Here is a 13,953-nt window from a genome sequence, read left to right on the forward strand (position 1 = left end):
GACACAAGACGGGTGTTTTCTTCCTCTGAGACCGGGGAGAGAACATCCGTCTTTTTCATGATAGCTCCTTTCCTTAACATCGGCTTACCTGCCTTCTTTTTCAGCCTGTTTTCTCAAAATCAGGCGCAAAACGGTTCCCATTCCGGTTCTTGTCTGGCCAAAATGTTTTCTTCTAAAAGCGAAGTATTCACCATGTTAATTGCAGTGTTACCTTTGCCCATATCAGGCGATTGATACACCTGATTTTTCTCTTTTTCACAAACAAAACCACCAAAAGACAAACATTCCTTTCATGCGATTTAACAAGTCCCTTTCCTTCCTGTTCCTATTTTCCCTGGCGCTGCTCTCCTGTCAGCGGCAGAGCAAGTCTAAAACCGAGAACCAATCCTTTAAAGTTGATTATAACCAGTTCACCCTGGACAACGGGCTAACCGTCGTCTTCCACGTAGACAAATCTGATCCGGTGGTAGCGGTGGCGCTCACGAGTCACGTGGGTTCGGCGCGGGAGAAAGAAGGCCGCACCGGTTTTGCCCACTTGTTTGAGCACCTGCTGTTCCTGGAGTCTGAGAACCTGGGCAAAGGCGGCCTGGACAAAATGAGCGCCCGCATTGGTGGCTCCGGCGCAAACGGCTCCACCAACCGCGATCGCACAAACTATTACCAGACCGTACCCAATGACGCACTGGAAAAAATGATCTGGGCCGAGGCTGATAAACTGGGCTTCTTCATCAACACCGTGACCGATCAGGTGCTGGCCAAGGAAAAGCAGGTGGTGAAAAACGAAAAGCGCCAGAGCTATGACAACGCTCCTTACGGCCACACCTTTTACGTCATCGACCAGAACCTCTACCCTAAGGACCATCCCTATCACTGGCAGGTGATCGGGTCTTTGGATGATCTGCAGAACGCCACCCTGGAGGATGTGAAGGATTTTTACCGCCGCTGGTACGTGCCCAACAACGTGACCCTGGTGGTCACCGGCGACTTTGATCCGGCGCAGGCCAAAGCCTGGGTGCAGAAGTACTTCGGGGAAATCAAAAAAGGCCAGAACATCCCGGCGCTGGAAAAGAAACCAGTGGTGCTGGCCCAGACCAAAAAACTATACCACGAGGACAACTTCGCCCGCTTGCCTGAACTGACCATGGCCTGGCCCAGCGTGTATATTTACCACAAAGATTCTTACGCCCTCAGAACCCTGGCCACTTTGCTGTCAGATGGCAAGAAGGCGCCGTTCAACAAGCTCATTGTGGACGAGAAACAACTGGCGGGCCGCGTGAACATGTACCAGAGCAGCGCCGAGCTGGCCGGGCAGTTCATGGTGAGCATCAGGGGCTATGAAAAAGTGGACCTGAACCAAATCCATGCGGCCGTGGAGGAGGCTTTCCAGCGTTTTGAGAAGGAAGGTTTTTCTGATGCCGATCTTAGCCGCATCAAGACCCAGCAGGAGGTTGGTTTCTACAACGGGCTTTCCAGTGTGCAGGGCAAAGGGTTCCAGCTGGCCCAGTACCAGATCTTCGCGGGTGACCCAGGGTTCATCAGCAAAGACATCCAGAACATGCTGGACGTGACCCGCGAGGATGTGATGCGCGTGTATCGTCAATACCTCAAAGGCAAGCCTTACGTGGTGACCAGCTTTGTGCCCAAAGGACAGGTGAACCTGGTGCTCAAAGGCTCGCAGAAAGCCAGCGTGGTGGAGGAGAAAATAGTGGAAGGTGCCGAGGAGAAGTTCGATGCCTCGACCAAAGCCTCTTATCCGCGTACCCCCTCCAGCTTTGACCGCACCGTGGAACCGGCCTACGGCAAAACCCCCGAGACCAAAGTACCAGACGTTTGGGAGGGAAAACTGGAAAACGGCCTGAAAACGCTGGGCATCACCGACCGCGAGGTGCCATTGGTGATGTTCAACCTGCGCATGAACGGCGGCCTGCTGCTGGAAGACTCCTCTAAGGTGGGCGTCTCTAACCTTTTGTCAGAACTGCTGCTGAAAGGCACCAAAAACAAGACCACCCAGGAACTGGAAGAAGCCATGGAAGCCTTGGGCGCCTCCATCAGCATCAATGCCGGCGAGGAAAGCTTCACCCTCAGCGGCCGCACCCTGGCCCGCAATTTCGTTCCTACCCTGGCTCTGGTGCAGGAGATTCTGCTGGAGCCCCGTTGGGATGAGCAGGAATTCAAGCTGGCCAAGCAGCAAGTGGAAAGCCAGTTGAAACAGCAGAAAGCCAACCCCAACTCCATTGCTGATATAAATTTCCGGAAAGTACTCTATGGCAAAGACCACATCCTGTCTCGCAACATCCTGGGCACCGAGACGACTTTGAAGGCCATTACCTTGGCTGATCTACAGAACTATTACCGTGCCAATCTTTCCCCATCAGTAGCGGCTTTCCAGGTGGTGGGGGCCGTAGACCAGCAGGAGGTCATGAATTCTTTGGCCGGCCTGAACCAGAACTGGAAGGCCAAAGAGGTGCGCTTCCCGCAGTACGCCACTCCGGCAGCGCCCGCAAAATCAACCGTGTATTTCTATGATGTGCCCGGGGCCAAGCAGAGCGTGTTGCGTTTTGGGTACCTGGCCTTGCCCGTGACGCACCCAGACTTCTACCCGGCGCAGGTGATGAACTATATCTTAGGCGGTGGCGGCTTTGCCTCGCAGTTGACACAGCAACTGAGGGAAGGCAAGGGTTATACCTATGGCATTGGGTCTTCTTTCTCGGGCTCTACCCTGCCGGGTCCGTTCGTGATCCAGAGCGGCGTGCGATCCAACATCACTTTTGAGGCAACCGATTTGATTAAGCAGATCCTGCAGAACTACGGTCCGGGTTACTCGCCGCAGGACCTGGAAGTGACCAAAGGCTTCCTGGTGAAAAGCAATGCCCGGGCTTTTGAGACCATGGCTGCCAAACTGGGGCTCCTGAACAGCATCAGCGCGTACGGACTGCCCCACGACTACGCCAAGCAGCGAGAAGCCCAGGTGCAGGGCATGACGCTGGACAGAATCAAAACGCTGGCGCAGCAGTACGTGAACCCCAACAAAATGTATTACCTGGTGGTAGGCGATGCCGCTACCCAACTGAAAAAACTGGAACAACTGGGCTTCGGGAAACCGGTTCTTCTGAATTAGTTTTTCCTTCTTATTTACTTCACAGCAGCCCCTTCCGGTTTTCCCGGAGGGGCTGCTGTTTTTAGGCCATTTTCCTTAAATCGCTGGTAAAGCCCAAAGCTTAAGCCTTTGTTGAGCAACTCTGATTTTTGGTCTGTTTTCCTGAAAACACCTTTTAAACGCTCGCCATTACACCCTTTTTACGGCGGAGCACCGGCAAACACCAGAAACCAGGGTGGGTTAAACTTTCGGCTTTATAGCCTATGTTGTTCAGCTCTTTTTAAACAGAAACTTATACTAGGTTTTGCACCTCGGATAGCCTCTGGTGCTTTACAAAATCAACAAATTCTAGGATTATATATAAATCGGAGAGTAGTATAAAGGCTGCCAAATAAATAGTATATTTGGTTAAATCTATGTCCTTTTTAACAGCTGCAGCCTATGCTACTTTACCAGGACAGTATTCTTCAGCTTACGTATGATCCGGCCACGGATATCCTGGAAATGGATTGGCCAGACCTGGCGCCCTCATACCTGCCAGAGGCCAGGCAAGCGTTCCAGGCTTTGGTGGAAACCGTCAGGGATTATGATGTAAAGAACCTTTTGGTAGACGGCAGCAAAGCGTCCATTTCTATCTCAGACGAAGAAAACACTTCCCTCATGCTGAAAATAGCCCAGGAATTCAATGCCACCCGCCTCCGGAAGGTAGCCCGAATCGCATCCACTGATTTCAGAAGGGAATCGGTGGCAGATGAAAACCTGCACAAGATCCAGCGCAGCCTGGACCTGCACTATGAGATGCAGAACTTTACAGATCGTGCCCAGGCCATGACCTGGCTTAAAGCCATCTCCTGAGACCTTCCGTAAGAAATGCACAAACGCACCTTAATTACTGAGCCGCACATAGCCATTCACCTGGACATGATTTCAGACATTCTCCACGTGACCTGGACGGGGCACCAGACCGAGGACACGGTGAAAGATGGCTGCGAAAAAATGTTGAAACATGTGGTGAGTACCAAAACCTCCAAAGTCATTAATGACCACACGCTGGTTTCCGGCAACTGGTCAGGCCTGGCGGAGTGGGGCGCGAAAATCTGGCTCCCAGCCTTGCACAAGGCCGGCGTGAAGTACTTTGCCTGGGTGCTCTCCATAGAGCTTTACAGCCAACGCTCCTCCCAGGAAACGTTGAAATACCCCATTAATGGTATTCTCATCCTTACTTTTGAGGAAAAAGCCTCCGCTGAGAATTGGCTCAAGGCAATGTAAGACCAAGGGACTGAGCTTCCTTTTTGATCTTTGCTCCACATTTACAGGTTTTAGAAACCAGAAAATTCAGCCAACCAAGGTCTGAAAAAGTAATCACCACAAGAAAGGCCCCGGCAAATTACCGGGGCCTTTCTTGTGGTGATTTACAGGTAAATATGCGAGGTTAAATAGTGTCGGTCACCACCAGGAGGGCGTAAATAACCCCTGGCAGGAAGAACAGGAGGGTAAGTAAAAGGCTGATCCAGAATCTGCTGTTCACCTCGCCTTCGTGCAGGAAAACACCAAGGGGTGGGATGAAAATAGCCAATAAAATCTCCACTATGTCAGACGCTTCTTTGGCATCTCTCAGGGAATTCTTCACTTCCTTTTTAAAGGCTTTTTTCTCCGCTTTGGTCATGCTGGAGAGCTTGCTTTTGACTGTTTCCAGGGCAGCCTTTTCATCCATAACCACTGCCGGCTTAGTGGCTTTTACCGCGCTTTTTTCAACGGCAGCTTTCCGGGTTTCAAATAACACAGGCACCAGTGCCTTGGTAGAAGCCTCCAGCACTGGTTCTGCCTCTACGGCAACGTTTGATTCCTCGGTTGTGGAAGTGATGGTCTGGGCAGTGGCTGGGGCGGTTTCCTCTATAGCGGTGGCTTCAGTTGGGGTAGCTTTCGCAACTGACTTCTGATAAGTCTCTGGCTTTACCGAAGCAAAGCGGTAATATTCAGCGGAGCTACAGGAAAACAGGAATTGCCCTAATAAGAAGACAAATACAAACTGGAGTAGAATTTTGAATTTCATAGTACAAAGAATTAGGTGAAAAATTGATTGAATAAGCTCTTCTTAAGGCAAGCTGCAGCACAGCTTTTCCCATAAAGAAGTACACTTATTATGCACCTTTCTAAATACTATACTTATCTATAATTTGTTATAAACTAGGTCAAATAATGACTTAAATTGAATAGAAGGCAGAAAATGATTCCACTGCGTTTCAGGGCTGCATTAAGGAAATAGGCCCTGAAACGCAGTGGTATGAATCAATTGCCAGAGACTTCGCCGGGTATATGGATCTCTACCTGGGTACCTTCGTTTATCTTGCTTTTCATTTGAATGGTGCCGCCCATACTTTCCACGTGTGTTTTCACCAGGAACAGGCCCATGCCCCTTCCCTTCTTGTTGTTGTGGAAGCGTTTGTAGAGCTTAAACACATTATCCCCGGCCTTTTCCATGTCAAAACCAGAGCCATTGTCACAGAAGTCTATTCTGAGGCCACCGGCGGGACACACCTGGCATTTGATCTCTACCCTAAGCGATCTTGCCTCTGCACGGTATTTGATGGCATTGGAAAGAAGGTTATAGAACACGCTGTAGATATATGCCCTATTGGTATTGATTTTCAGGTCAGGGGAAATATATGCGACAACCTCTCCCTTGTGGTGTGCCAGAGACTCCATGAAATACTGGCGCACCTGCTCATAGACATCCGCCAGGCTTACCAACTCCCTTTCAAGGATATCCTGCTGGTCCCTGAGCGAAAGAATCATGTTTAGGTCGCGAAGCACGGTATCCAGTTTGAAGACACTTGTTTTAAGATGGGCCAGGGATTTGTCATACATCTCTGAGTGCTTGTCCAGCTTGGTCAGGAAATCGGCGAGGCCCATGGCATTGGCTACCGGCGCCCGCAGGTTGTGCGACACAATGTAGGTGAACTGTTGCAGGTCTCGGTTCTGCCGGTAAAGGTCGCGGGTCATCTGCAGATGGCGTTCTTCGGCCGCTTTTCTGAAAGTGATGTCTTTCTGGATGACGATGTGCTGCGAGACCTGGCCCAACTCAGAGATGATGGGCGTAAAGTCCATGGAAATCCACACCTTCTCCCCAGACTTTTTATAATGCAGCACCATGATGTTGAAAGGGATACCTGTGGTCAGTTTCTCGGTGATCTCTTTTCCTTTTTCCAGATCGGTTTCCGGGCCATCCAGGAAGGTAGCCAAATGCTGGCCTTTGGCCTCGTCAAAAGTATAGCCGGTGTTGCGGGTGAAAGCATTGTTCACCCATTCAATCTGCCCCTTTGGATCGGTGATAATAACTCCGTTGGAGATTTTACTGGCCACCAGAGACAATTTCTCCCGCTCCTGTTTGGCCAACACGCTCTCTGTGATGTCTGAGAAGTACACTGAGAGTCCTTCCTCAGAAGGAAAAGCTTTCACCTCCAGCCAGATATTGGAGGGTTGCAGCAGGGACTCAAACTTAACGGCTTGCCCGGTAGAGATGGCTAATTTGTAGTGATGGTAGAAACTTCCGTTCACCAGTTCCGGGAAAACCTCCCAAATGGTTTTACCCAGGCATTCATCCCTGCTAAGCCCTAGCACCCGCTCAAACTCGCCATTAACCAACTTGAAGCGCCAGTCATTGCCCAACATGAAGAAGGCATCTGTAATGCTTTCAAATATGGTCTGCAGGGTCTCGGCTTGTTTCTGGATGATGGCCTGGGCAGCGGATACCTCAGTCAAATCCTTGGCAATGGAATGCACCCCAATCACCTCTCCCTTGACCATAACAGGGATCTTGGTTACGTTAAAGCGCACTACCCCCTTATTCTGTTTAGGGAAATCAATATTGAAGTTGACTTTTTCGCCCTGGAATGACCTTTCCAGATTCTCTGTACATAACTGCTCAACTTCAGGAGGAAGAAAATCTGTGATTTTCTTTGTAACCACCTCTTCCAGGGGAAGGCCTACACAGGATAGGAACATTGGATTCGCATCCAGAATGATTCCCTCGCGGTTTTCATAAGTAGCATTGTCTGGGTTGTTATTGAACAGGGAACTGAACCGCCGCTCACTTTCCTCCAACTTCAATAGAGCTTCCTTTCTTTCGGTGATATCCCGGGAACTAACCACTAGCGCCTTGACGGCGGGGTTTTCCAACTGGTTGCTAACAATGGCCTCAATCCAGCGCCATTCTCCATTAGCGGTCCTGAACCTAAAGTCTGGCACCTGAATCACTTCTGATCTTAAAATCAGGGCCAAGGCTTCACTAGCCATGGGCACATCATCCGGATGGATAAGGTCAAACACATTGCACCCCAGCAGTTGGCCGGGTTCATAGTCCAGCAACCTTGAAACCGCCCCACCCACGTAGATGTACTCTCCTGCTTCGTTGAGCAAGCCCAACATATCTGAGCCATGTTGCAGCAAAGTGCTGTGGAACTCCTCTTTTTGCACCAGTTTCTGCTGCGCCAGGACAAGGTCTGCGGCATCTCTGCCCATGCAGTAAACAACCTGCTCTTCTTCTGACCAGACCGCTGACCAAGACAAAGGAACTACGGCGCCGCTCTTATGCAGGTATCGGTTGTAGTGGTTCCTGACCGGAGTTCCATTGATGGCACGTCTAAATTCTTCCCAGGCAGTGGCTTTATCAATGGGGGCAACAAAATCTACAAAGGGTTTATCTAGTAATTCCGAAGGCTCATAACCCAATACCTCTTCACTACTGGCACTAACATGAATAAAATTTCCAACTTCATCAATTACACACAGAAGGTCAGGCGAGACACCAATTATATTTTCAATGACTTTTTGGTCCCACTGCACTTTTGTTGACTCCACTTTATTTGATCTCACCGCTTGCAGTTTCAAGTAATTTCCAAGATGCAATTTACATTATTTCAACTCTTTAAATAGCATTATCTTAACAACAAGAGAATTAATGAATATTATACAATTAAATTACAAATAAGCACTAATGACTATTTAACACGATGGAAAAAGTGGACAAAATCAAAACCTCTTCCTGCAGAGGCTTTATAATGAAATATCATTTTTTAAAGCATAAACTCCACCCTAAGATTGTATGCCTATACAGTTTTGCCTCTCTGGTTTGGAAGTAGATAGACAGGAAAACATGCGCAGAGGCTTTCAATTACCTGATAACCAAGTGAAACCTACTTTATCTCACACCCATAATGGCGCAACAGAGGCCCTCCATGGGTTGCTCATGGTGACTTTAAAGTATTTGCCCAGAGGGCTTAAGTGATGTGACAAGAAAGAAACCCTAGGGAGAAGGTTAAAGTAGTCACTTTGTGTGCTTCGGCTTGTGCAGAGGGCTATTAAATTGTTTTAAATTCTACCCAAGAAATGGCTTTATAGCGGGAAAGTGTTTGGGGATTTGATTACAGTTCGGCCACTACTTTTCTGAAATCAGCTTCATTCAGGGGTTTTTGCAGGCAGGTAGTGATGCCCAAGGAGCGCATTTGGTTCATATCAGAGACGTTGGAGGAGGTAGACAGCACCACTATTTTAGTAGAACTCTTCTCCACCAAAGGAAGTCTGCGGTACTCTTCCAAAAAGGAAAAGCCATCCAACACTGGCATATTGATGTCCAGCAATATCAAGGAAGGGAAATCTGCCGGGTTATTAAGACTCTGCAGGTAAGACAACCCCTCTAAGCCATTCAAGGCAACTATGATTTCCTCGGCTACCCCGGTTTCCTCTATCACCGTTTGGTTAAGGAAATTAGTTATCTCATCATCCTCAATTAATAAGATCGATTTAATTCTCTTCACTTGAAAGCTATTTCAGGGTAGGGTCTTTGTCTGAGTAAAATAACGGCAAAACCACGAATAAATACTTATACGCTTGGCAAGAATTTAACCCAAATCAGAAAAAAACTGCAATTCCCTTCTTTTCTGCTTAGCCCAATACTTTTAAGAAGCCATACAATCTGGGACCCTGACTAAGCCGGAACACGTTTTCCATACCCATAAAGAAGCCGATACCTAAATAATCACCCGCCTGGTTTCTTCCTGATTTGCTGAAAACAGGCTTAAAACCAGTTCATGGTGCCATGGCTATTTACCGTTAGGAGACTGTTGTTTCTTCAGCAGTTTGAGTAAGACGCCGTTTGTCCAGCCAAATCCGTCCTGGTTGGGGTATTCCCCTCCCCCGCCTTCGGCCCCGGGTTTTTCCACGTTATATTTCTCGGTGAGCTTACCCGTGAGTTCATAGACCTGGGTGTTCTGCTTTATCCACCGGTTGGCAATGGTATCGGCCAGATTATTTTGCCCATAGGCGCGCAGCCCTTGAATGCTCATCCACTGCAGGGGCGCCCATCCGTTAGGCGCATCCCATTGCTGGCCCGAGGCAGTCAAAGTCGTGGCCAGGCCGCCTTGCTTCAGGAAATCACGTTGCAGCCGTTGGGCCACTGCTTTGGCCTGGGCTTTAGTAGCCATGCAAAAGAACAGTGGCGCAACGGAAGCCAGGGTAGGAATATCAGTTGTCTTTTGGCCAGATAGGTCAAAGTCATAGAAGAACCTGTCTTCAGGGTTCCAGCAATAGCGCAGGAGGGCTTTCTTCCGTTGCTCGGCTTTCTGCCGGTAAAGCTTTTCGCGGGTTTTGTTTTGCTGCAGGTGGGCCATCTGGGCCAGGGTAAGCTCCATGTGGTAGAGCAGAGCATTCAGGTCCACGGGGATCAGCTGGGTGGTTCTGATGGTCTGCAAAGATTTGCCGTCCTGGAACCAGCGGGTACTGAAATCCCAGCCCGACTCGGCGGCCGCCCTGATGTCGCGGTAAACTTCCTGGTGATCCCGGCCCGAGGTGCGGGCTACTTCCACGTCTTCCTTATAGGCTTCGGGGCGGGGAGACGGATCATCGTCCCAATACCGGTTGAGCAAGCTTCCGTCGGGCATTCTGACCACTCTCCTGTGCGCTGGCTGTGCGGCGGAAAGCGTTTCCTGGCCATCCATCCAGAAGTCGTATTCTTTCTGAAGCGCGGGTTCATATGTTTTCAGCACCCAGGGGCCTTTTTCCTGGGCCAGCACGCGCAGCATTAAGGCATAGAAAGGCGGTTGTGAGCGGCTCACGTAGTAGCTACGGTTCCCGTTGGGGATGTGCCCCAGGGTATTGATGAGGTAGGTAAAGTTGTCTACCATCCTCTGGATAAGTTCTACCTGTTGGCTTTCCTGCAACCCCAGCATGGTGAAATAACTGTCCCAGTAATAAATCTCCCGGAAGCGGCCTCCGGGTACCACATAGGCGTGGGGCAACGGAATGAGGGAACTCTGTTCTGCCTGGGGCTGCCGGGTGAGCACCGGCCACAAACGGGTAATATGCTGCTCCACGGGCAAAGCCGCATTGGATTTGAATCCATTGGCAGGTTCGGCCGGCAACTCAAAGTAGCGCTGCACAAAGGCCTTCAGGTCAAACCCGGCTTTGCCTTTCTCCTGAGCATAGGCCTTCAAAATCACCTCCGGGGTAGCCAAGGGCCTGCAATCTGGGAAAGTTTTGGAATCGGGTAAAACGGGCGCCAGTTGCACCTCCTTGAACAGATCACCCAGTTCTTCATGCGGCCTGAATTGCGCTTGACCATTGTAAGACCAGCCCCAGAATAGCAGGAAAACAAAGAGAACCAGGCTTCTGGTTAAAGGCCGCAAAGAGCAGGAAAGCATATTCTTCATCTAGGAAAGGGTTGGTAAGATTCCCCCTCTTACGCAGAAGCCTCTGCTGAAGGATATGCACATGCCCATTTCAGGCCGTGTACCGATGGCAGGTGTTTTGCCTCCGTTTCACAAAAAACAGGCTAAAATCAGCATACCGGTTGAGCTACCCTTTCCGTGTCTCATCCACCTGCCTTTCCTTTTCAGCAATATGCAACATGGGTAGAACCAGTTTAACCTTTCAATGACCTGCAGAAAGCCCTTAACTTATTGTTTTGCACCATCCTGAAGGCATAATTAGAGTTAAGACAAAACATTTTTGGCTCATCAAAGTACTTAAAAGCAACTAACCCTACCACTATGGATACTTATAACCTAAAACCTGAGAACATGCGGGCTCCTGAGCACCTGAACGAAAAGGAAATCCGCAAAAGTTTAGAGGAGTTGGATGCTAAGATAAAGGTCCTGCAGGGCCGGGCCCACGCCACTACTGTAGATTCGCAGAATACTTACCATGAGCATATTGCGGCCCTGGAAGCCAAACGCGCCTTGATTGCCCAGAAGTTGGACAACTCTTCCTCTGCCACTGAAAGCACCTGGCAGGACATTAAACGCGGCCTGGATGACCTGACAGATGGCATCAAAAAGATCTTTTAGCCTGTTTTCATAATATAGGCCATAAAACGCCTCTGGCAATATGGTTGACCTGGAAATCCAACCTACATAAACAACGAGGCACCTCCCTCAAAATGAAAAGGAGGCATAGCCAATGGGCTGTGCCTCCTTTTCATTTTGATGACTTAACCTGTGATAATCTAAGACTCAGTGTACTGCTCCGATATGATCTGCAGGATATCTGTGGTAAGCGGTTTGGAGAAGAAGTCGTTCACCTCAGAGAGGTTTCTGGCATGGGTGATGTCGTTCTTATCTACCGCCGAGGAAAGGACAAAGAGCAGGCATTTGCCGGTGAGTTCAAGGGGCAGTTTCTTATACTCCTCAATGAATTCCCAACCGTCCATACCGGGCATGTTGATGTCCAGGAAGATGATTTCCGGGAAATCCTGGGGGGCGTCTTTCACCATACCATTCAAGGCATCTAAAGCTTCCTCTGCCCATAAAAAGCTGTTCACTTTCTCGGCAAACTGCTGGCTTTTTATCACACTTTCACACAGAAAATTGTGAATCTCGTCATCGTCAATTAAGAAGACTCGCTGGTATTTCGTCATTTTTTGGTGCTACTTGAAAATATACTTTAAATGTGGATCCCTGAGCTTCCGCACTTTGCACCTCCACCCATCCGCCCATGGTCTCCACCTGGGTTTTGATCATGTGCAAACCTAATCCTTTGCCTTCAATATGCGGATGGAACCGGCGATACAAGCCAAAAATCTTGGTCCCTTGTTTCTCTAAATCTATCCCCAATCCGTTATCCTGGATCTGCAGGCACAAATACCCGTTTGAAAATACAGTATTAATATGGATTTCCAAGAACCGGTCTTTAGATTGGTACTTTATTGCATTGGTGATCAGGTTTAAAAAAATGCTATGCACGTAGCCTTTCACCCCCAGCACCCTTTTCCCGGCACTGAAATCCACCAGCAGCCGCGAGGAATACTTACCCAGCTGCCCTGATACGCTTTCCTTCACCTCTGCGAAAACCTGCTCCAGGTCTACGTTCTCCATTTCCTGCTCAGCCCCGCTTCTGATGGTTAGGATCTCGTTCAGGTCTTTGATGGTAGTATCTAACCGATGGGTGGTTCGCTCTAATTTTGACACCAGCACGGCATTCATAGGATCTGCCGGGTTCTTGTGGTTATAGAGTCTGGTAAGCCCTACAATATTAGCAACCGGGGCACGCAGGTTATGCGATACAATGTAGGCAAACTGGCGCAGGTGCTCGTTCTGCCGCGCTATCTCCTGGTGAAAGCTGGCTATCTCCGCTTCGGCTTGTTTTCTTTCGGCAATCTGCCTGATGGAGGAGAAACTGTACGTTTCCTGCCCAAAACTGAAATAATTGAGGTGCACCTCTACCGGATGCAGTTGTCCGTCCCTGGCCCTAAGCACTGTCTCAAAGTTCAGGCTCTTCTGCTCCACAAACTCGGACCACTGTTTTTCCCACTCCTGGTCATCCATCCCCGGAACAATGTCCGGCATCCGGAGTGCCAGCAATTCTTTTTCCTGGTAGCCCAGCAGGCAGCAGACCATTCGGTTCACCCGCATGATCCTGGCATCTGCGCGGGTCCAAAGGTAAGCCTCAGAGGCGCGCTCAATAGAGAAGTCGGCAAAGCGCAGACGTTCCTCCATCAGTTTTCGGCGGGTAATGTCATTGGCGCTGCCGTCAATCCTAACCATTTTGCCTTGGTCATTGAGTTGGGCGGTACAGCGGGTAATCAGCCACTTTTCCTCCCCAGTAACTGCCTTGATCCTGTACTCCAGCTGAAACTGCTGACTGGAGACCCTTATCTTGGGCAAAGATTCTTCAAACAGCGCTCGGTCCTGTGGATGCACCAGGTTAAACCAAAGGAACTTGTCTGCATAGAATTGCTCTGGTGAGTACCCCAGGATTACCTGGCACTGGGGACTGATATAGGTCATCTCCATTTTGTCATTGAAGGAGAAAACCACCTCTACTATGTTATTTAGAATGGAGCGGGCATATTGCTCCGCCTGGGCCAACTGCTGCTCGGCTTGTTTACGGGCGGTAATGTCATGGGCCACCACCAGGCGCCTGGCAGGTTTGCCCGCAATGGGCGTAAGCTCATGGGAAACGATGTCTACGTACAGCTCTGTCCCGTCTTTTTTTAGGTGCACCCAATCGCCTGATAGGTTAAGGGCCGCCCGGGGACTGGCCACCAGCTGCAGTATCTCCATGCGCTGGCATTCTGGCCTTATATCATTGATAGTCATCCGCAGAAATTCTTCCTCTTTATAGCCATACAGCTTTATGGCTGCAGCATTGACCATCAGGAACCGCAGGCTAACGGTATCAAACACCCACATAGGTAGCGGATTGCAATCAAAAAACAGGCGGTAGTCACCCTCTGGAAGGGGCGAAAATCCTTCTGCCACAGCATTCGATATCATGCGTTAAAACTATTTCATTTCGGCCAGACTAAGCAAATGACATCTGAGCCAGACAGGCACCTCAAATCCTTACCAAAATGCAAAACA

General features: G+C 49.5%; 10 protein-coding genes. 4 read left to right on the forward strand and 6 right to left on the reverse strand.

Going from position 1 to position 13,953, the window contains the following annotated elements:
* Window positions 1-292: 292 nt before the first annotated feature.
* The 3 genes from J3P35_RS15380 to J3P35_RS15390 all read left to right on the forward strand — a co-directional run bounded on the left by J3P35_RS15380 (window position 293) and on the right by J3P35_RS15390 (window position 4,366).
* Complete coding sequence (locus J3P35_RS15380; protein WP_210465448.1) at window positions 293-3,118, forward strand: M16 family metallopeptidase; 2,826 nt, start codon at window positions 293-295, stop codon at window positions 3,116-3,118.
* A 420-nt stretch (window positions 3,119-3,538) separates the two neighbouring features.
* A complete protein-coding gene (locus J3P35_RS15385) occupies window positions 3,539-3,952 on the forward strand; it encodes a hypothetical protein (RefSeq protein ID WP_210465449.1) in 414 nt (137 codons plus the stop codon).
* 15 nt (window positions 3,953-3,967) lie between these two features.
* Window positions 3,968-4,366: a hypothetical protein gene (locus J3P35_RS15390; RefSeq protein ID WP_210465450.1), complete on the forward strand. Its 399-nt coding sequence runs from the start codon at window positions 3,968-3,970 to the stop codon at window positions 4,364-4,366.
* Window positions 4,367-4,529: 163 nt separating this feature from the next.
* On the opposite strand, the gene J3P35_RS22015 is transcribed toward J3P35_RS15390, so the two are convergent.
* The 4 genes from J3P35_RS22015 to treF all read right to left on the reverse strand — a co-directional run bounded on the left by J3P35_RS22015 (window position 4,530) and on the right by treF (window position 10,803).
* Window positions 4,530-5,150 (reverse strand): YqaE/Pmp3 family membrane protein, encoded by a 621-nt coding sequence (locus J3P35_RS22015; protein ID WP_246850243.1) that lies wholly within the window; start codon window positions 5,148-5,150, stop codon window positions 4,530-4,532.
* 236 nt (window positions 5,151-5,386) lie between these two features.
* Window positions 5,387-7,972, reverse strand: a complete 2,586-nt coding sequence (locus J3P35_RS15400; protein WP_317195392.1) for a PAS domain S-box protein — start codon at window positions 7,970-7,972, stop codon at window positions 5,387-5,389.
* A 548-nt stretch (window positions 7,973-8,520) separates the two neighbouring features.
* A complete protein-coding gene (locus J3P35_RS15405) occupies window positions 8,521-8,913 on the reverse strand; it encodes a response regulator (RefSeq protein ID WP_210465452.1) in 393 nt (130 codons plus the stop codon).
* 285 nt (window positions 8,914-9,198) lie between these two features.
* A complete protein-coding gene (treF, locus tag J3P35_RS15410) occupies window positions 9,199-10,803 on the reverse strand; it encodes an alpha,alpha-trehalase TreF (RefSeq protein WP_246850246.1) in 1,605 nt (534 codons plus the stop codon).
* Window positions 10,804-11,142: 339 nt separating this feature from the next.
* Here treF and J3P35_RS15415 point away from each other — a divergent pair, with 339 nt between their 5' ends.
* Window positions 11,143-11,439: a sll1863 family stress response protein gene (locus J3P35_RS15415; protein ID WP_210465453.1), complete on the forward strand. Its 297-nt coding sequence runs from the start codon at window positions 11,143-11,145 to the stop codon at window positions 11,437-11,439.
* 158 nt (window positions 11,440-11,597) lie between these two features.
* Here J3P35_RS15415 and J3P35_RS15420 read toward each other — a convergent pair whose 3' ends face one another.
* Complete coding sequence (locus J3P35_RS15420; RefSeq protein WP_210465454.1) at window positions 11,598-12,008, reverse strand: response regulator; 411 nt, start codon at window positions 12,006-12,008, stop codon at window positions 11,598-11,600.
* Window positions 11,977-13,866 (reverse strand): PAS domain S-box protein, encoded by a 1,890-nt coding sequence (locus tag J3P35_RS15425; protein WP_210465455.1) that lies wholly within the window; start codon window positions 13,864-13,866, stop codon window positions 11,977-11,979. Before J3P35_RS15425 ends, J3P35_RS15420 begins: the two co-directional genes overlap by 32 nt.
* Between the last annotated feature and the right edge of the window lie 87 nt (window positions 13,867-13,953).

Source organism: Rufibacter roseolus, from assembly GCF_017916365.1.
GTDB lineage: Bacteria > Bacteroidota > Bacteroidia > Cytophagales > Hymenobacteraceae > Nibribacter > Nibribacter roseolus.

Coding starts and splice junctions, on each gene's coding strand:
- J3P35_RS15425 (WP_210465455.1), bottom strand. CDS start 13,866: ATGATATCGAATGCTGTGGCAGAAGGATTTTCGCCCCTTCCAGAGGGT.
- J3P35_RS15420 (WP_210465454.1), bottom strand. CDS start 12,008: ATGACGAAATACCAGCGAGTCTTCTTAATTGACGATGACGAGATTCAC.
- J3P35_RS15385 (WP_210465449.1), top strand. CDS start 3,539: ATGCTACTTTACCAGGACAGTATTCTTCAGCTTACGTATGATCCGGCC.
- treF (WP_246850246.1), bottom strand. CDS start 10,803: ATGAAGAATATGCTTTCCTGCTCTTTGCGGCCTTTAACCAGAAGCCTG.
- J3P35_RS15380 (WP_210465448.1), top strand. CDS start 293: ATGCGATTTAACAAGTCCCTTTCCTTCCTGTTCCTATTTTCCCTGGCG.
- J3P35_RS15415 (WP_210465453.1), top strand. CDS start 11,143: ATGGATACTTATAACCTAAAACCTGAGAACATGCGGGCTCCTGAGCAC.
- J3P35_RS15390 (WP_210465450.1), top strand. CDS start 3,968: ATGCACAAACGCACCTTAATTACTGAGCCGCACATAGCCATTCACCTG.
- J3P35_RS22015 (WP_246850243.1), bottom strand. CDS start 5,150: ATGAAATTCAAAATTCTACTCCAGTTTGTATTTGTCTTCTTATTAGGG.